Below are 18028 nucleotides of genomic sequence, written 5' to 3' on the forward strand. Positions count from 1 at the left end.
GGCTCTGAGAACATGAAATCACTACTGTCGGCGGGCGCCGCGTGCGCTCTCCTGCTCACCGTCACCGCATGCGGCGGCGCCGGCACCTCCGCGATCGACGAAAACTGCCAACCAGCATGGGAATTCGCCACGGTGAAGCCTGGCGAACTGGTCGTCGGCGCTGTCCAACAGCTTCCTTCCATCGACGTCTCCCCCACCGGCGACGCCGAGGGCATCGATTCCGTCCTCTTGCCCGCCTTCGCCGAGCAGGCTTGCCTGAACATCACGTGGGAGCCGCTTGCCGGCCCGGCGGCCGTCGCGGCCCTGACCGAGGGCCGGGTCGACGTCGGTGGCGGCGGCTGGTACAAGACGCCCGCTCGGGGTGAGGTTGTCGGGCAGAGCACCACCACCTGGTTCGACAGCCCCGCCCTCGTCTCCACGGAGGGCTACGACGACCTCGAATCCCTGCAGGGCAAGAAGGTGGGCGTCGTGGGTGGTTCGTTGTTCGAGTCTCCCATCAAGAAGGCCTTCGGCGATGCCAACGTCAGTGTCTTCCAGTCCATCGATGCCGTGTTCCAGGAACTCGACTCCGGGCGCATCGCCGCCGGGATGGGCAGCGGAGCCGTGCTCACCCACCAGGTGGACTCCCGTCACTCCGACGCCGACGTGGCACTGCTCGCGCCGGATCCTCGCTACCCGGAGCTGACCACCCCCGGAGAACCGAACTACCCGTACACCAAGACGAACACCCAGCTCGGTGCCGCCCTGGATGCCTTCATCGCCACCGCCCGCGAGGACGGAACCCTGAAAAAGGCACTCGAGGACAACGGGCTCACCGAAACCTCCTACTTCACAGGACCGCAGTCATGACAACACCTGAACACAACCTCGCCTCCCCGGATGCACCCCTGAGCGGACGCATAGCGCTGGTCACCGGGGCGGGCGGAGGCGAGGCGGGCGGCATCGGCGCCGGGATCGCCCGCTGCCTCGGCGCCCAGGGGGCGACCGTGTGCGTCAACGATATCGACGCCACCTCGGCCCAGCGCACCGTCGACGAACTGAACACCGCCGGGGTGAAGGCCTTCCCGGTCGTCGGCAGCGTCGGCGACTCCGAATCGGCCGACGCCATGATCCGCACCGTCGAGGACACGATCGGACCGCTGGACATCCTCGTCAACAACGCAGGGATCGTCGGCCGCAGCTCCGTCGCCAACACCTCGGACGACGAGTGGAAGCGAGTCCTCGGCGTCAATCTCGACGGCCCCTTCTACATGTCCCGCGCCGCGCTGACCGCGATGCGGCCCCGCGGCTACGGACGAATCGTGAACATTGCATCGATCGCCGGGATCCGGATCAGCTACCTGGGCGGAATCGCATACACCGCGTCCAAGTCTGGGCTGCTCGGACTGACCCGGCACATGGCCGCGGAAGTCGCCCAGCACGGGATCACCGTGAACGCCGTCCTCCCCGGCGTCACGATCACCCCGCTCGTCGAATCGGCGACCACCGAAGAGTCCCGCGCCGCCATCGCGGAGTCGGTACCGGCCCAGCGCGCCGGCCGGCCCGAGGACGTCGGCTGGACGGTCTGTTACCTCGCGTCCGACCACGCCGCCTACATCTCGGGGACCAGCGTCCCCGTCGACGGCGCGATGACCGTGCTCCCCGGCGACTTCTCTGGATACCGGTCGAACTCCCACAAGGACATCGGCTAGCCGTATCGGCTGCCGGTCCTCCACCGATCACAGGAGCGCCATGCACACCCAAGCCCTACGTGACCCCCGTCCGGTCGCGCGTGACACTCACGGGCAGTGGCTCGTCGCCGGTGTCCGCTGCACCGCATGCGAGTTCGCGAGCGTGCTCGACACCCGCCGCTGCCCGGCCTGCACCGCCGCCGTCGCCGAGCAGGAATTCGGTCCGGAAGCAACGATCTGGAGCCACACCGTGGTCCGCATCCCCTTCAACGACCGCACACCTCCGTACGCCATCGCATACGTCGACCTCGACGGCGGAGGTGCGCGGATACTGGTCCACCTCGACGAGGACGGCGCCGTGAAGCCCGTGCGGGTCGGCGGACGCGTCCGATTGACCGGAAAGACCGGTCACGGTGATCTCGCCGCGGAGGTGATCTCCTGATGTACACCGACGTCGTCATCGCCGGGGCCGGCACGTCCCACTTCGGCAAGCAGGACGCCAGCCTCGAACGACTCGCCTGGGACGCGGTCACCGAGGCACTCGAGTCATCCGCCACCGCACCCGACGAGATCGACGCGGTCGTGGTCGGGACGGTGTTCAGCCACCCCGGAGTCGCGCATCGGGTGCTGCGCGCCGCCGGCATCGCCGGAGTCCCGATCATCACCGTGGAGAATGCTTGCGCCAGCGGCACACTCGCTGCACATTCCGCTTTCGAGTACGTGCACCGCGGGCAGTACGCCACCGTCCTCGCGCTGGGCATCGAGAAGATGTCCGACTCGATCTCCGGCGCCATCCCCTCGGACCCCGGTGACCTCGACGGGGCGAGCGGCCTCGCCTTGCCCGCGATGTACGCGATGACCGCGCAGCGGTACATGCACGAGCACGGGGTCACCGTCGAACAGCTCGCCGCCGTCTCGGTGAAGAACCACGAGCACGCCATCGCCAATCCCCGCGCCCAGTACAGCCGCTCCTACTCGATCGATCAGGTTCTCGAGTCACGGATGATCGCGGACCCGTTGACGATTCTGCAGTGCAGTCCGATCTCCGATGGTGCCGCCGCCGCAGTGGTTCGCAGATCTCGATCCTCTGACGGCGACAACGTGATTCGAGTCCTGGCCAGTACCCTCGAGAGCGGAAGTCCGTGGCCCGCCCCGGACGGGCACGTCTGGAACTTCGAGCTGATCCAGCGGGCAGCGGACCGGGTCTACGCCGCGGCGGGGCTCACCGCACAACAGGTGGATGTGTTCGAAATCCACGACGCCTTCACCATCGGGGAGATCGTCACTATCGAGGCGCTCGGCATCTCCCCTGCCGGCAAGGGCGCTCACGCCGCGGTCGACGGGACCACGTGGCGGGCGGGGGTATCGACGGTCAATCCGTCGGGAGGTCTGCTCTCCCGCGGGCATCCGCTCGGTGCCACCGGGATGGCGCAGGTCGCCGAAATCTATTGGCAGCTCACCGGGCAGGCCGGCAGGCGCCAGATCTCCGGCGCCCGGACCGGTGTCGTGGAAACCATGGGCGGCAACGTCACCGGCCTGAACGGCAACGGGTGCGTCGTCATCGCCCTCCAGGCTGCTTGAGCAGCTCACTACACACATCGCATGAGGAAGAGAAACATGAACACACTTGACCGGCCGTGGAACCTCCTGAGCCAGAGCCTGACCGAGAATGCAGACCGCACCGCTGCCCGCTTCGGGGACACGCCGCACACCTACCGGGAGCTGGACGGGGCGTCGGCGGCGCTGGCGGACGGGCTGTCCTCGACGTTCGCAGTCGGTGACCGGATCGCGCTGCTCGTCGGAAACCGCTTCGAATACCTCGTCGCGGACGTCGCGATCATGCGCGCCGGTCTCGTCAAGGTGCCGCTGAACCCGATGCTCCCGGTGCAGGACATCATTCACATCCTCGAGCACAGCGGGGCTCGGATGGTGCTCGTCTCGTCGATGCTGTCAGTGGTGACGCCGACACTCGTGGCGAAGATCGAGTCCGCGTGCCCCGCCGTCGAGGTCGTCGACGTCGACTCCCCGCGCTACGCGGAGCTGAGGTCGAAGGCCGTCGTGACCGAGCGTCCGGTGGCCGCGGCCGACCCGGCCGCCATCTACTACACCGGCGGAACCACCGGACTACCCAAGGGCGTGGTCCATTCCCAATCCTCGGTGGCCACCAACCTCATCGCCCATGTACTCGAATCCGAGATCCGGCGCGACGAAGTCATGGTGCTCTCCACCGCCCTCTCCCACTCGGCCGGCGCATTCGCCGCGGCAGGACTGACTCGAGGCGCCACCCTCGTCGTGCTGGAGAAGTTCACCCCCGAACTGTTCTGTGCGGCCGCGGCGCGGTTCGCCGCCCGCTGGGCCATGGTGGTCCCCACCATGCTGTACCGGCTCCTCGATCACCTCCAGTCCTCCGGCACACCGGCACCCGCGCTCGACACCTTCGTCTACGGCTCCGCCCCCATCACCCCGAGCCGGCTGAAGCAGGCCATCGACCTGTTCGGGCCGGTGTTCATCCAGCTGTTCGGACAGACCGAATGCCCCAATTGGGGAACGACGCTGACCAAGGACGACCACCGGAACGCCGCGGACCGCCCGATCCTGCTCGAATCCGCCGGCCGGCGCAGCGCCATGGCCGGTGTTCGCGTGGTCGACGACAACGGCAATCCGCTCCCCGCCGGGCAGATCGGCGAAATCTGCCTCACCGCCCCCTACACACTGGCGCGGTACCACGACAACCCCGAAGCCACCGCCGCAACGCTCGTGGACGGCTGGGTGCACACCCGCGATGTCGGCTACCTCGACGACCACGGCTACCTGTTCCTCAAGGACCGCACCTCCGACATGATCATCTCCGGCGGGTACAACGTCTACTCCTCGGAGGTCGAGGCCGTCATCGCTGCTCTGCCCGGTGTGGTCCAGGTAACGGTCATCGGCATCCCGGACGCCGACTGGGGCGAATCCGTCTGTGCGATCGTCGTCCACGATCGTGCCGGTGCGGTCGGCGAGGACGAGTTCCGGGAGACCTGCCGCGCCGCACTCGGCGGATACAAGTCTCCGAAGGTGGTGCGTTTCGTCGACCAGATTCCGATGACGCCCTTCGGCAAGGCCGACAAGAAGGCCCTACGGGCACCGTTCTGGGCCGACCGGAACCGGGCGATCTGACATGGCACCGACAACCGCCGAACGCGTCACCGTCGAATGCGCCGGGCACACCGTACTGCTGGCGGACTCGGTCTCGTTCCTCTCCGAGGCCGACCGCGGAGGTGCAGTGGTCTCGGCCTCCCATGGCGGGGTCAGCGCCGCCGAACACGCACTCCGGTTCGAACCGGCCGTCATCGCCTTCAACGACGCCGGCGGCGGCAAGGACGACGCCGGTTTCGCAGCGCTGGAGATCCTGCAGAAGCGCGGCATCGCCGCACTCTGCGTTGCACATGAGTCCGCTCGAATCGGCGATGCTGCCGATCACTGGACGAACGGAATCATCTCTCGTGCCAACCCATTTGCCGCAGCCCACGGTGTACGGGACGGAATGACCGTGGCGGAGGCGTTCCGCTGTGTTCTCGCTTCCGCTCCACGAAGCGAGCCCTGACGGTCGGTGGAGTGCAGGATTGCGGGAACCGGGTCGCGGACCCCGCCGCTGCATCCTCACCCGAGCGCCGGGGGCGCTCCGCGGACTTGATCGCCCGTATCGGCGTCTGCTCTACCTGTCTACTCAGGAGATGAAAGTGGCCACGCTGGCTGCTGCTCCTCGTGATGTCGTCGATGGTGGCGCTTGCCGTCGTGTGGGTCGGTGCCCGCCGCGCTCCGGACAAGATTGCCGACATGGCAGTGCACTGACCACATGCGGCGGTACGACCGAGAGGACGGCGATGGCGATGGCGACAATATCCGCATCAGCGGAGCGCATCTGCGCCATTGCCGTCGCCCACTTCGCCGAGGACGGGTTACGACGCGTCCTCGCTGAACAACATTGCCGCCGAGGCGGGTATGAAGAAGCCGTCCCTCCATGCACATTTCGCCGCGCGGATCGATGCGAGAATTCGGGACGCCACTTGCCTCGCTGCCCTCCGCATTCTCTGTCGGAAATCATGCCGACGACGCACGAGACACTGCTCGAGCGGAATCATCATGTCTAGCCAGGAAAAACAGGCCGTACTTCGCTGACACTGCCCGCGCACGGTCGCGCCTCGATGGTCGGCGGCCGGGTGCGGGCTCTGCAGCTGGATCGAAGGGAATAGCATCATGGAGCACCGGACCGCGCACGAGATGTTCGCAGCCGATACGGCATCGCAGAAGCTCGGAATCGAACTGATCGATTTGAGCGACGGTCACGCGCGGATGTCGATGGTAATCACCGCTGACATGGTGAACGGTCACGCAATCACACATGGCGGCTACGTGTTCCTGCTGGCAGACACGACGTTCGCGATGGCCTGCAACAGCTATGACGAGCCGGCCGTCGCGGCACGCTGCGACATCCGGTATCTCCGTCCCACCACGGCGGGGGACGTGTTGATCGCAGATGCTGTCAAACGCGCTCGATTCGGTCGGAACGGAATCTTCGATGTAACCGTGACCAGTGGGGACACTGTGGTAGCGGAGTTCCGAGGCGATAGTCGCACAATCGCGGCCCCGAGCTGACTTACACGATGCCCGCGTGAGTCAACACTTTGGGCCGGGCGCGCCGCACTCCGCTATCCAGGTTCGCTACCCGATTCGCCGACACTGCTCGACGAGCCGCGGAGGAAGTCAAGTCCGCCATGCACTCGTAGAACTTCTTCGCGAACGTCGCTGATGGCCTGAGCTATCTCGGCTGCGTAGTCGTCCTGCTCCGGCGAAACTCCATTAGCAGCGCTCGCGTCGCGCAGCCCGATGTGCTGGCGTATCTGGCATCACCGATGCCCGGGTATGGGCGGCGTCCGAGCCTGCGTCTTGCTCGCGCAATCAGTATCGTGGCTATGTCGACTCCAGGTCCCAGCCATGACAGGCTCGGGTGCCGTCCTCGATGTCGGCCTTGCGCAGCGGTTCTTCAGGCAAGTCTCGGAGATCCCGAAATCTTTCGCGATCTGCTCCAGCGGGGCTTCGCGTTTGCGGGCCACGGCGACGACGTCGCGGCGGAACTCCTCGGGATACGGCTTCGGCATGTCGATCATCCTTCCACCGTGAGGGCGGATCCCTCACAGGTCATCCCTGAAGGAGCGGGGCCTTGTCAAGGGTCGCGTTTTACGTGGTTTCGGCTCCACGTGGGCAGCGCCGGGTGAGGGCCGGGGTCAAGACACAGCGCCCGCAGCGTGAGCGAGGACGAATGGTCTTGACGGTGGCCCGGGCCGGCGCAGACTGAAATGAGCCGAGAACAGGTCGAGGACCAACGACGCGATTCGGTTTCGTTATGTGGTTGTGGTGCAACGTCTCCAGTGTGATGCGTGTGGGGTTGGGCAGGGCCGAGCTTCCTCGGCTGCCGGTCATCCCTTCGCCCGGCGGTGCGGGCATGGAGCGGTGCGCTGGCAACACACGGGGTCAATCAGGTGGGCGACCACGCCGTAGGCACGGGGGTCAGACCTGTGCACGGCCGCGCGCGTGTTGCGTCCGGGGTGCTCACGCCACCGCCTTCTGGTGGGCCAGGGCGCGGATCTCTCCGTCGCGCAGCCCGTAGTAGACGAGGGTGAGCAGTTTGCGGGCCGCGGCGATCTTGGCGATGTTTCGGCCGCGGCGGGCCTCGATCCGTTTGCGATCGGTCGAGATCTTCGTGCCGGCGGGATGCCGTTGGATGGCCTCGACGGCCGCCCAGCGCACCAGTTTGCTGCCCTGCTTCGTGATGTGCCCGCGCCGCACCACGGCGTCGGACTCGCGGTGCTTGGGCGTCAAACCGGCCCAGGAGCACAGGTGGGCGGGGTCGGTGAACCGGTGCACGTCCCCGATCTCGGCGACGAACACCGCGGCCAGGGTGGGCCCGATGCCGGGCAGCGCCTGGATCGCCGTATACCCGCGGTCGTTATGTAGCTCGGTGGCGATCCGGGCGGTGAACCGCGCCTCGTGCGCGTCGAGGTCGTCGATCAGCTCGAGCAACGAGATCACCCGCCGCGCGTACGCGTCACCGAGCGGCACCCGCGCCAGCTTCTGGCGGCCGGTGACACCGAACAGGTCCGACACCGGGATCAGGACTCCCGCCTTGGCGAGCACGGCATGCACCTGCGCCTTGAGCCCGGAGCGCAGCGCGACGAGCTTCGCCCGGTAACGCACCAGTTCCCGCAACTCGCGTGTGGCGGGCGGGGCAATCCACGCCTCGGGCAACCGATGCATCCGCAGTAGATCCGCCAGGTCACCGGCATCGCGGACGTCGTTCTTCACCCTCCGGTATCGGAATCCCTTGACACCCAACGGGTGCGCCAGATGTACGTCCGCACCCGCCGCGTGCAGCGCATCGACCGCCCAGTACCAGCCGTAGGTCGCCTCGAGCACCACCCCGGGGTTCGGGCCGGCCTGCTCGATCTGCAACCCCAACGCCACCGGATCGTTGACGATCCGCACCGCCGAGAGCTGCTCGCCGGTGTCGGACTGGCGGACGATCACCGATCGTTGCCGGTGCAGATCGATCCCGACGAACTGTTTTCCGTCATACTCACCCATCAGGGGCCTCCCTTTTCGTTCGGAAGTGAGTACTCCCAGCATTCGCCGGGAACCCTCGAGGAGCGGAGGCCCCGCCCCTTCATCGCATCAGGTGTCAACCAGAGCCGGGGCAGTCCCGGATGTCTGCGTGGCGTGCGTGTACCCAGTGGATGAGGGCTGTGCCGATGCCTCGTTGCCGGCAGTGGGGGTCGGTGGGGTGGGTGCAGCAGCGTCGTCCGATCGGGTGCGGCGCTGTATCCGATCACACCGAGCGGCCTCTGTGGTGCTCGGGCGACGGCGAGGACCGCGGATCCGGTCCGATAGGGAAGGAGCGCCACGTCGAGGCGGTCCCGATCTTCCGTTCCCACCGTGTACGTCAGGAGCGCGACAACTCCGTCGGCGTCGACTTCGGTCTCGTCGATGGCGATACGCGTTGCGCTCACGTGACCACGTTAGGCCGGTGTTCTCGACGCGCTGTCGACGGTACCCATCGATTCGAATCTCCCCGCGATTACTGCGCGAGTAGTGGTGTCGATGATCGACCCTGACCAGCGGTGAGCCCGTCCGTCTCGGTGACGTACGGCGTGCGACCGTTGTCGGTAAAGTCGATCGCAAGAAGGTGATGGCCAGCAGCTGGTCGTGAGTCGAACACGGTTGTTGCGTCCTCTACGGCTCTCTAGCGGATCCGCGGATTCGTCGGTGTGGGCGTGGCACCAGGATGCCTGCCGGCCAGGTGGCTAGCCTCGGGGAGGTGAGCGGGAGCGAGCGGGTGGTGATGGTCGACATCGACGGTGGTGTGGCGGACCTGTCGGCCTTCACTCACCCCTGATCGCCGCTAAGTCGGATGGGAGCCGCCGGCCGGGGTGGCAGAGGTTCTTCGACAATGTCGGACAGGCGGCAGTTGTCGAGGCGGGCCGGGATGTGGTGGAGGCGGTGGCCGGGCTGGGGTTCGTTGTGGTGTATTCGACGACCCGGCCAGTCTCGTACGCGGAGCAGACCCGGATGTGGCTCGGGGAGAACAGATTTCCAACGGTCGAGCACTGTTGACCGCAGTCAGAACAACCCCGGGGATGGGAACTTCCTGGAGGTGACCGCTAGTTCCGGTGCGCGCTGGGACCGATCTCGTCCCGCTGCAGGTTCCCTTCCGTACGCACATCCGCTTGGCGTGGTGGGCCGGCCCTCGGTGGCCTGAGTGGCAGTGGTAGTGGTAGTGGTAGTGGTAGACCATTCCCGATTCGTCGGACGTGCCGATGGTGATCAGAACTGTCACACCAGGAAAGTGGGATGGTCTCGGGTGTGTCAGCTGGAGGTGTCGAGTTCGAGCGCTTTCGCCTTCTCGGCTTGGAGGAGAACTTTCTCGAGTCGCTTTAGATGTCGAGTGATCTCCGAGATCGCCTTCTCTGCATCACGGGCCCGTAGGTGATTGAGGACCCGGCGGCGGACTTTCCCGATGTCCTTGTTGGGCTTAGGCCCGGCCCGATTGAGTCGCAGATGGACAATCTGGGACAAGGAATCGGTCAGTATGACCAATACTTCGTTGTGCGTCGCACTGGCAAGGATGTGGTAGAACTCCATGATCTGCGCGGTCCGCTCGACCCCAGCCTCGGTGCTGGCCTGCTGCTCGGTGAAGGCTATGTCCTCGTCGAGCTTCTGAAAGTCGTCATCGGTGGCCCGCTCACACGCCATGCGGATGATGTCGGACGTGAGGATGATCCGCGCCTCGAGCAGGCTCGAGGGCGATAGGGCACCGAGTGAGGCTAAGTCGGTCATCGCCCGCGACACCACGCGGGGGTCGCCCTCGCGAATGAAAACTCCACCGGCCACTCCGAGACGGGACTCCACCAGGCCGGATGCCTCAAGCGCGCGCAGCGCCTCGCGCACGCTTTGCCGAGCGATCCCGAATATCTGGGCCATATCCCGTTCCGAGGGCAGCCGATCTCCGGGCTTGAGCTGTCCTTCGGCAATCGCGTTGCGAATCTGCTCGTAGATGTACTCGAACCCGCGGCGGGTGTGAACTTTCGTAAAGATCGGTGAACCTGCGACGCCTTGCTGGAATAGGGCAGTGGGCTCGGTCATGTTCCCATCCTATCGCGTCTAATGTTTTGACCATTGTCCACATATTATCGTGGGCCGAAGGGCGGGGCATGTCCGTTCTCGCGGACATAGACGGCGTTGCCTTGCACTGAATTCGCCTACCCGTAATTTCGGCGACCGACACCGCAGCGGCACGCAGGGTATAGTCCGATGTCTGATAAGAGGACGTGGCTGGTTCATTCTCGTCTCGGACCGTCCTAAACACATTCCGCCCTTTCGGGTCCTCCTGCATCCGTCGACGTCGCCCTCGTCGGCAAACCTGGGAGCCCTTCAGGACTTCGAGACTGGTTCTCGGTTACGAGCGTGCCTTGTTGGGTGGCTTCGTTGAAATCTGGCCCCCACTTGACCGACTGTGTCGACGTCTGCGGTGTGCTTGTGGCGTTGTCGGTGAGGTTCGGTCACTGTGGGGTGGACGTCTCGATCGCTTCTATCGAGTCCGGCGCGCGAGACGATTTGGTCGATAAGCAGGGCCAGCAGCGGGTGTCGTAGTCGTAGCCCCTTATTGTCCGCAGCCTTCACGATCTACGACGGCGGGGAGCGCGCCGTGCCCTCCCTCCGGGGTCCGGGTGACGATTGCCGGTAGCAAGGTGCTGGCACGGTTCACCTGCTAAGTCATCCCGAACCAGGGGTCGTAGCGTCGGAGGCGGTCGGCTCGATCAGTGATCTCTTTCGCCCGAAACAACGGCAGCGTCCGGCCCCACTGTCCTACTCCACACGCGGGAGCCGCCGATTCGGACGCGGAGCGGCGTTCTGGGACGGATCGTTTCTGCGACAGCACTGATGTCACCCACACCTGCCGCCGCGCTCGTCTGATATCGACTGTCGCGGTCCGGCCCGGCCTTGGTGGCCGCGAGCCTGCTGTGCGCTCCACGATGTACGACCTGTCAACCGCCAACCGACACGACCTCGGGGGACTAAGCGAATACTAAATCCTCCGCGTGTGTAGCCAACTACGTCACCTTTCGGTCATCTCCTATACCGACTGCGCTACCGACACGGGCAGTGCTCGACCCGCACTCGAAGCACAGTGAAAACTAAACCCCGGTTAAGCAGGGACTTCGAAGTTGAACAGGCCCGAGTCGAAGTCGTTGTACCCCTCGTAGTCGACGAGATCATAGAGCCTTGAGCGCGTGAACATGTGCGGCACGGACGCTTGCTGTGTTCCGTCCCGTTGGATTGTTTGGAGGGTGCGTTCCATGGCGCCGAGGGAGGCCCGGAGGAGAGTTACCGGGTAGATGATCATGTTCACACCCACGTCCTGAAGCCTGTCTACGGTGAATAGATCCGATTTTCCGAACTCGGTCATATTGGCCAGGATCGGCACGTCGACGGCTGCCCGCAGGGCTTCAAATTCAGTGAGGTCGGCCATAGCCTCGGGGAAGATTGCGTCCGCACCGGCGTCCACTAGGACTTTCGCGCGGTCGACGGCCGCGTTCAGGCCCTCGACGCCGCGGATGTCGGTGCGAGCCATGATGAGGAAGTTGGGGTCTCGGCGGGCCTCGACGGCGGCGCGGATGCGCTGGGTGGCGGTGTGCAGGTCCACGACGGTCTTGCCGTCGAGATGTCCGCAGCGCTTGGGGTTGACCTGGTCCTCGATGTGGCAGCCGGCCAACCCCGCGTTCTCCAGTTCCTGGATGGTGCGGGCGACGTTCATCGGCTCCCCGAAGCCGGTGTCGGCGTCGACAATCGCCGGCAGGTCGGTGATCCGGGCGATCTGCCCGGCGCGGGCGGCCACCTCGGGGAGCGCGGTGAGCCCGATGTCTGGAAAGCCGAGCTCGTTGGCGAGTACGCCGCCGGAGATGTATACGCCCTCGAAGCCCTGCTCCTCAATCAGGCGTGTGGAAATGGGGGTGAACGCACCGGGGAAGCGGGCGATCGATCCGGAGGTGAGGATCTGTCGGAGCGTGAGGCGCTTGGTCTCGGCAGTGAGGGGGGAGAACAGCATGGTGGGTCGTTCCTCTCGTTTCATTAGCAGCGGATGGCTGCAGTCTTGAGTGCTCCGGGCGCCGCCGGTGGGCGCCGCTGCGGTACGTGGTCAACATCGGGGGTCCGCCAGCCGGCGTTCAGGTCAGGTAATCCTGGAACCCCGTCGTGAAGGCCCTTGCCGACGAGGTACTGGATATGCGCGGCTGTTCACCGAGGGCCAGGCGGAAGGCGGTGCCCTTGAGCGACGGCCATCCCCGGGACCAGGTGAGTACGCGGGCGATGTCGTGCACCGACGTGGCACCTCTCTCCAGAGCGTCGTGCACTTCGCGGATCCGGGCCAACGATGCGGATTCCAGTTCATTTGCGCGACGTGCCATCCCGCGGAAGCGGTACTCGTGTGCGGGGCAGACCTCGTAGTCGTCGTGTCGGGCAATGCGCCGCAGGGACTCGAGGTATCGCTCGAGGGGGTTCGTCTCGCTTTGGCTGGATAGCGATACGTTGGGGGTGATGCGGGGGAGCACGTGGTCGCCGGAATAGACCGTGGAACCGGGGTGGTCCCAGAAGCAGGTATGTCCTGGGGTGTGGCCGGGTGTGGCCATGGCCGTCAGCGTGTGGCCGGCCACGTGGGGGATTTCCCCTTCTTGAATGCGAATGTCCGGCGTGGCCAGATCGGCCAGGCCCTGAAGCATCTGTTCGGACATTGCCGCTTCGGCAACCCTGTCTTCGGGCACGCCCCAGGTGCGCATGCGGTGCTGATCCAGGCGGACGACGTCTGCGGCACAGTCGAAGGCGTTGAGGTGGTGGCGTTCGTGCTGGCCCATGGCGATCCAGGCGCCGGATGCTGCGGCCACCCGTCGTGCCAGCCCGAGGTGGTCGATGTGAAAGTGCGTGGCGATGATTCCTGTGACGTCACTGATGCCGAGGCCGAGTCCTCGTAGTGCGGCGCCGAGTTGGTCGAATCCGGCGTCGCTTGCGAAGCCCGGGTCCAGGAGGACACAGGTGCGGGCATCATGAAAGATGTAGCACAGGGTGTAGCGCATCGGGTGCCGAGGAAAGACCACCGGGACGCTCAGGATTCCGGGTGTGAGGGTTTCGACCTTCGGATAGGTTCGTGCCTGCCACGCCTCGTGCTGGGCGGTTCCGGTGACTTCGAATGGTGGGGGTGGCATTGTGGTCAGATCCCCATCAGTTGCGCGGCCCGTTCCCGGTGGTCGTCAGGGGTTCCGAACAGTGCTGCGTTTGCCTTGGCCCGCCGAAAGTACAGGTGTGCCATGTGTTCCCAGGTGAACCCTATTCCGCCGTGGATCTGGATGGCGTCGTAGGCCGTGGCGACGTAGGCGTCGGAGGTCAGGGCGTGGGCCATTGCGACTTCCACGCCGGCGGCGTCGTCGCCGCTGTCGATCGCCCGCGCCACCTGATATGCGGCCGAGCGGGCGAGTTCGACATTAAGGAGCATGTCCGCGGCCTTCTGCTTGATGGCCTGGAAGCTGCCGATGGGTCGGCCGAATTGCTGTCGGGTCCGTGCGTAGTTGGCCGTTTCCTCCAGCAGCCGCAGGGATCCGCCGACGTTTTCTGCGCAGACGGCGGCCGACAGTCGTCGGTCCATGTTGCCGAGGTACTCGGCGGCGCCGCCCTGCCGTCCGATGAGAATTGCTGGCGCGGAATGGAATTCGACCGTCGCTTGCCGCCGGGTGAGGTCCAGCGTCTGCAATGGTGTTGTCTCGACCGCTGGCGCGGGGGCATCGACCTCGAAGAGGGAGAGTCCCTCGGAGGTCAGGGCGGTGACCAGCAGGGTTGAGGACTGGTCGGCGGCCAGAACATGAGTCTTGACACCGGACAGGCGCCACACGCCGTCTACGCGCGTGGCCCGGCTGTCGATGTCGGCGGTGCGGGCGCGCGGGGCTGGTTCGCGGTGGGCGACGGTGGCGATCCGGGATCCATCGGCGATGCCGGGCAGCAAGCGCTCCCGGGCGGCTTGATCATCGGTGGCCAGCAGGAGGTTGGCGGACATCGCCACCGTGGACAGGAAGGGTGCAGGCGCCAGGGCGCGTCCCAATTCCTCTATGACGATGCACAATTCGGCGTGGCCCGCACCCGCGCCTCCGTACTCTTCGGGAAGGGCGATGCCTTGCAGGCCGAGTTCGGTGGCCATCCGTTCCCAGGCGGTCTTGCGGAACCCGGAATCGGATTCGACGTCCCGCCGGACATCCGTCTCGGAGAAGTAGTCGGTGCAGTACGCCCGCACCATGCTGCGCAGTTCGGACTGCTCCTCGTTGAATACCGCGGCCATGGCCCAGCTCCCTTCAAGAGATCGACGCGTTTCGGCTAACTTCCCAAATCAATTGGTTTGACCATTATGCACGGAGGTGTTCGGAGTGTCGACCATGCTGGACGAACCCGCGCACGGTGCTGTAGACCTAATGGTAGAACCAATCGATAAGGAGCGACATGGATGAGATGATGCCACACTCCCACCTCCCCGCTGTAGGAGTTGCGGATGACGAGCCCTCCCTGGCCGGGGTGATAGCCGAGGACGTCGCCGCCTGGTGCCGACGGCTCTCGAGCACGCTCTTGGAGGAGACGGGTGAAAGTTTGCTCGGCAAGCTTCGGGCCGAGGCGGATATTCTCCGGACTCTCGTTGATGGGGAGGGATCCGTTGTGGACGGGCAACCCCAGGCTCCCCCGTATCGGGACCGGAAGGGTCGACTGCGTAATCAGACCAACCCGGTCACCAGCGCCCGCAACCCCGTCGCGCCTCCGATGGCTCTGGTCGGATCCGATGGCGAATCGGAGTTCTCCGTGGTCCTGCCGATCCAGTACCAGGGGCCCCCGAAGACCCTGCACGGGGGATACGTATCCGTCCTGCTGGACGAGACCATGTGGCACGCGGTGCGCACCGCGTTGGACGGGATCAGCTTCACACGAGAGCTGACGGTCACCTACGAACGCCCCGTCCCCCTCGGCGTCCCCCTTACCGTGCGTGGGCGGGTGACCTCGACCGATGGACGAAAGACTTTCGCGGAGGGGGAGGTGCTCGCCGGCGGAGAGGTCTGCGCCCGCGCGTCGGGTCTGTGGATCGCTCCGCGGCGCTAGCGCAGAAAAATGCTCGACCAATTTTCACTGAATGAAAACGTGGCGTGTGGCCCAGGTCATATCTGTGAGCATGGTCGAGACCCGCAGCCGAGCGGAGTCGGTACGGAAGCGATGGGCGCAGAAGCCGTATCAGCAAGCCAATTTCATCCAGCAGACCGACCCATCGGTTTTATAGGAAACTCGGGAGGCGCGATGCCCAAAGACACCATCATCATCGGTGGCGCCGGACACGCAGGCGTGCAGGCCGCAGTCCGGCTGCGTGAGCTCGACTGGCCCGGCCGCATTTTGATGATCGCCCCGGACTCCGAGGCCCCGTACGAGCGTCCCCCGCTGTCGAAGGATTTCCTCAAGCCGGGATCATCAGACGACGCCGTGCCACTGCGCAAAGCGGGCTACTTCGAGGACAAAGGCATCGAACGAGTTCAGGGCCGCATCCATCAGGTCGTGCGGGATGGGCGCCATGTCCTCCTCGAGGACGGATCCCGGCACGACTACGTCAAGCTCATCTTGGCTCCGGGATCGAAGGCGCGGCGGCTGACCGTGCCCGGAAGTGACGTGGACGGTATCTACCAGCTCAAGACGTGGGAGGACGCCGCCGCCGTGAAGGGCGCGCTGGGTCCTGGGACGCGCGTCGCCGTGATCGGCGCCGGATACATCGGCCTGGAAGTCGCAGCAGCGGCCGCCTCATTGGGCTGCGAAACAACGATCCTCGAGTTCCAGGACCGGGTGATGAGCCGGGTCACCAGCGAACCGGTCTCCCGGTTCTTCGAACGGGTCCACGAGACGAAGGGCACGCGGCTGGTCTTCGGTGCGGCCGTCGCTGAGGTCCGCGGCGACGACAGAGTGCGGGAGATCGTCACCTCGGACGGGACCGTCTACCCCGCCGACGTCGTCATCGTCGGCATCGGTGTGGTGCCCCTCCAGGAACTGGCGCAGGACTGCGGCCTGCGAGCCGAGGACGGCATCATCGTCGACCGCGACGGCCGCACCAGCGACCCGGACATCTACGCTGCCGGTGACGCAACTCGACTCGTCGACGAGGGTGAAGGAATCAATCGTCGGCTGGAAAGTATCCAGAACGCCGTCGTCCAGGGCGCCAACGCCGCCAACCACATCATGGGTGCCCCCACGGACAAGCGCGAGGTGCCCTGGTTCTGGACCGTGCAACACGGCGTCCGGCTCCAGACCGCCGGCGTGCGCGACCCCGACGACACCGTCGTCGTCCGCGGATCCGAGGGTGAACAGTTCTCCGTCCTGTACCTGCGTGAGGGCCGACTGGCCGCCATCGACACCGTCGGATCTCTGCGGGACTTCAACCCCGGCAAGAAACTCATCGCCGCCGGCGTCCCACTGGACCCGGAACGGGCGGCGGACCCCTCCATCAAATTGTCCGAAGCGGCCAGGGACCTGGCCACGCGCAAAGCCTGAAGGAGCTCGAAAGCAATGTCGGAGACCGGAACCGTAATCGGAATCAAAGTCACGGACCGAGATGGAAACGCCCACACGACGGACTGGGAACCGGGACAGTCCCTCATGGAGGCCTTGCGGGACAACGACTTTCCCATCCTGGCATCCTGCGGAGGAAACGCCTCCTGCGCCACCTGCCACGTCTTCCTGCCGAAGTCGGTGGTGGAGCGGCTCGGCGAACGGAGCGAGGACGAACTCGAGCTACTCGAGGAGACCGAGGACTATGACCCGGAACGGTCGCGGTTGGCCTGTCAAGTGAGGCAGTCGGCCGAGCTGAACGAACTCGATGTCGTCATCGCCCCCGAAGAGGACTGACGGTCACTGCCCCGGCCATGGGCCGAGGCGGGGTACGCACAACGTAGGACGAAGGAGCTGGAATAGCGTGGGACAGTTGGACGGACGGGTGGCCTTGGTCACCGGAGCCAGCCGGGGAATCGGCGCCGCAATCGCAGAAGCACTGGCCCGGGAAGGGGCATCGTTGGTGGTGACGGCCCGCTCCACCGATGACGCGCCGGGCAAGCTCACCGGAACCCTCGACGAGACCGTGGCCGCGATCGAGGACGTCGGCGGGGAAGCGTTGGCTGTCGCGGCGGACCTGACCAACCCGGTCGATCGTGAGCGCATCGTCGCGGTCGCCACCGACCGGTTCGGGCACGTGGACATCCTGGTCAACAATGCCGCGGTCACCTTCTTCCGGCCCGGCGGTGAGCTGCGGCAGTCGCGGGCCCACCTGATGTTCGAGGTGCAGGTCATGGCGCCACTGCACCTGAGCCAGCTGGTGTTGCCCCGCATGAAGGCCCGCGGCGCCGGATGGATTCTCAACATCTCCTCCGTCGAGGCCGAGGACCCCGCCATGCCACCCAGCAGGTTCAACTCCAAAGGCACCACCACCGTCTACGGCATGTGCAAGGCAGCCCTGGAACGGATGACTAGCGGCCTGGCTGCAGAAGGCTTCGGCCACGGCGTATCGGTGACCGCGCTACGGCCCGGCGGCATCGTTCCCACACCCGGACTCGTCTTCCACGGCGTCATGAAGAAGGACGATCCCGCGGCGGAGGACCCGCAGCTGATGGCGCAGGCGGCGGTGCGACTGTGCAGCTCACCCGCCGGCGACTACAGCGGCGGCGTCTACGAATCCACATCCCTGGCCGAAACCGTCGAAACGAGGAACTGAA

Annotated in this window: 18 protein-coding genes and 1 pseudogene; 12 read left to right on the forward strand and 7 right to left on the reverse strand. The window is 65.7% G+C overall.

What is annotated here, in order from left to right:
* Positions 1 to 12 precede the first annotated feature (12 nt).
* From CJ177_RS33995 to paaI, 8 genes are all read left to right on the forward strand, one after another.
* Positions 13 to 849: an ABC transporter substrate-binding protein gene (locus CJ177_RS33995; RefSeq protein WP_095869685.1), complete on the forward strand. Its 837-nt coding sequence runs from the start codon at positions 13 to 15 to the stop codon at positions 847 to 849.
* Entirely contained in the window at positions 846 to 1691 is an 846-nt protein-coding gene (locus tag CJ177_RS34000) for an SDR family NAD(P)-dependent oxidoreductase (RefSeq protein WP_095869686.1), read from the forward strand. The genes CJ177_RS33995 and CJ177_RS34000 overlap by 4 nt, the downstream gene beginning before the upstream one ends.
* A 40-nt stretch (positions 1692 to 1731) precedes the next feature.
* Positions 1732 to 2112, forward strand: coding sequence for a Zn-ribbon domain-containing OB-fold protein (locus CJ177_RS34005; RefSeq protein WP_095869687.1), 381 nt, complete (start codon positions 1732 to 1734; stop codon positions 2110 to 2112).
* Positions 2112 to 3251: a thiolase family protein gene (locus CJ177_RS34010; protein WP_095869688.1), complete on the forward strand. Its 1140-nt coding sequence runs from the start codon at positions 2112 to 2114 to the stop codon at positions 3249 to 3251. Before CJ177_RS34005 ends, CJ177_RS34010 begins: the two co-directional genes overlap by 1 nt.
* A 36-nt stretch (positions 3252 to 3287) precedes the next feature.
* Entirely contained in the window at positions 3288 to 4829 is a 1542-nt protein-coding gene (locus CJ177_RS34015; protein ID WP_179443348.1) for an AMP-binding protein, read from the forward strand.
* 1 nt (position 4830) lies between these two features.
* Entirely contained in the window at positions 4831 to 5256 is a 426-nt protein-coding gene (locus tag CJ177_RS34020; RefSeq protein WP_095869690.1) for a hypothetical protein, read from the forward strand.
* Between the two features lie 326 nt (positions 5257 to 5582).
* Entirely contained in the window at positions 5583 to 5831 is a 249-nt protein-coding gene (locus CJ177_RS49520; RefSeq protein ID WP_218835148.1) for a TetR family transcriptional regulator, read from the forward strand.
* A 78-nt stretch (positions 5832 to 5909) separates the two neighbouring features.
* The gene (paaI, locus tag CJ177_RS34030; RefSeq protein ID WP_095869691.1) at positions 5910 to 6308 is read left to right on the forward strand and encodes a hydroxyphenylacetyl-CoA thioesterase PaaI; all 399 of its coding nucleotides are present in this window, start codon (positions 5910 to 5912) and stop codon (positions 6306 to 6308) included.
* 354 nt (positions 6309 to 6662) lie between these two features.
* Here the strand turns inward: paaI and CJ177_RS49525 are convergent.
* The 7 genes and pseudogenes from CJ177_RS49525 to CJ177_RS34070 form a co-directional block, all read right to left on the reverse strand.
* Positions 6663 to 6811: pseudogene (locus CJ177_RS49525) on the reverse strand (IS3 family transposase); the annotation flags it as partial.
* Between the two features lie 451 nt (positions 6812 to 7262).
* On the reverse strand, positions 7263 to 8294 hold the full coding sequence (locus tag CJ177_RS34040) for an IS110 family transposase (RefSeq protein ID WP_095869693.1): 1032 nt from the start codon (positions 8292 to 8294) through the stop codon (positions 7263 to 7265).
* Complete coding sequence (locus tag CJ177_RS34045) at positions 8294 to 8716, reverse strand: hypothetical protein (RefSeq protein ID WP_257014812.1); 423 nt, start codon at positions 8714 to 8716, stop codon at positions 8294 to 8296. The genes CJ177_RS34040 and CJ177_RS34045 overlap by 1 nt, the downstream gene beginning before the upstream one ends.
* Positions 8717 to 9572: 856 nt before the next feature.
* The gene (locus CJ177_RS34055) at positions 9573 to 10349 is read right to left on the reverse strand and encodes a FadR/GntR family transcriptional regulator (protein WP_095869694.1); all 777 of its coding nucleotides are present in this window, start codon (positions 10347 to 10349) and stop codon (positions 9573 to 9575) included.
* A 1063-nt stretch (positions 10350 to 11412) separates the two neighbouring features.
* Positions 11413 to 12312 (reverse strand): methylisocitrate lyase, encoded by a 900-nt coding sequence (gene prpB, locus CJ177_RS34060; protein ID WP_095869695.1) that lies wholly within the window; start codon positions 12310 to 12312, stop codon positions 11413 to 11415.
* A gap of 118 nt (positions 12313 to 12430) precedes the next feature.
* Positions 12431 to 13462 carry an MBL fold metallo-hydrolase gene (locus CJ177_RS34065; protein WP_095869696.1) on the reverse strand — a complete coding sequence of 344 codons (1032 nt, stop codon included), beginning with the start codon at positions 13460 to 13462 and terminating at the stop codon, positions 12431 to 12433.
* 5 nt (positions 13463 to 13467) lie between these two features.
* Positions 13468 to 14583 carry an acyl-CoA dehydrogenase family protein gene (locus CJ177_RS34070; protein WP_095869697.1) on the reverse strand — a complete coding sequence of 372 codons (1116 nt, stop codon included), beginning with the start codon at positions 14581 to 14583 and terminating at the stop codon, positions 13468 to 13470.
* Between the two features lie 158 nt (positions 14584 to 14741).
* Here CJ177_RS34070 and CJ177_RS34075 point away from each other — a divergent pair, with 158 nt between their 5' ends.
* The 4 genes from CJ177_RS34075 to CJ177_RS34090 all read left to right on the forward strand — a co-directional run bounded on the left by CJ177_RS34075 (position 14742) and on the right by CJ177_RS34090 (position 18027).
* Complete coding sequence (locus CJ177_RS34075) at positions 14742 to 15386, forward strand: PaaI family thioesterase (protein ID WP_095869698.1); 645 nt, start codon at positions 14742 to 14744, stop codon at positions 15384 to 15386.
* 192 nt (positions 15387 to 15578) lie between these two features.
* Positions 15579 to 16814, forward strand: coding sequence for an NAD(P)/FAD-dependent oxidoreductase (locus CJ177_RS34080; protein ID WP_179443349.1), 1236 nt, complete (start codon positions 15579 to 15581; stop codon positions 16812 to 16814).
* Positions 16815 to 16829: 15 nt separating this feature from the next.
* Positions 16830 to 17168 carry a 2Fe-2S iron-sulfur cluster-binding protein gene (locus CJ177_RS34085; protein ID WP_095869700.1) on the forward strand — a complete coding sequence of 113 codons (339 nt, stop codon included), beginning with the start codon at positions 16830 to 16832 and terminating at the stop codon, positions 17166 to 17168.
* A gap of 67 nt (positions 17169 to 17235) precedes the next feature.
* Positions 17236 to 18027, forward strand: coding sequence for an SDR family NAD(P)-dependent oxidoreductase (locus CJ177_RS34090; protein ID WP_306453417.1), 792 nt, complete (start codon positions 17236 to 17238; stop codon positions 18025 to 18027).
* Position 18028 lies beyond the last annotated feature (1 nt).

Source organism: Rhodococcus sp. ACPA1 (assembly GCF_002300195.1).
Lineage (GTDB): Bacteria > Actinomycetota > Actinomycetes > Mycobacteriales > Mycobacteriaceae > Rhodococcus_F > Rhodococcus_F opacus.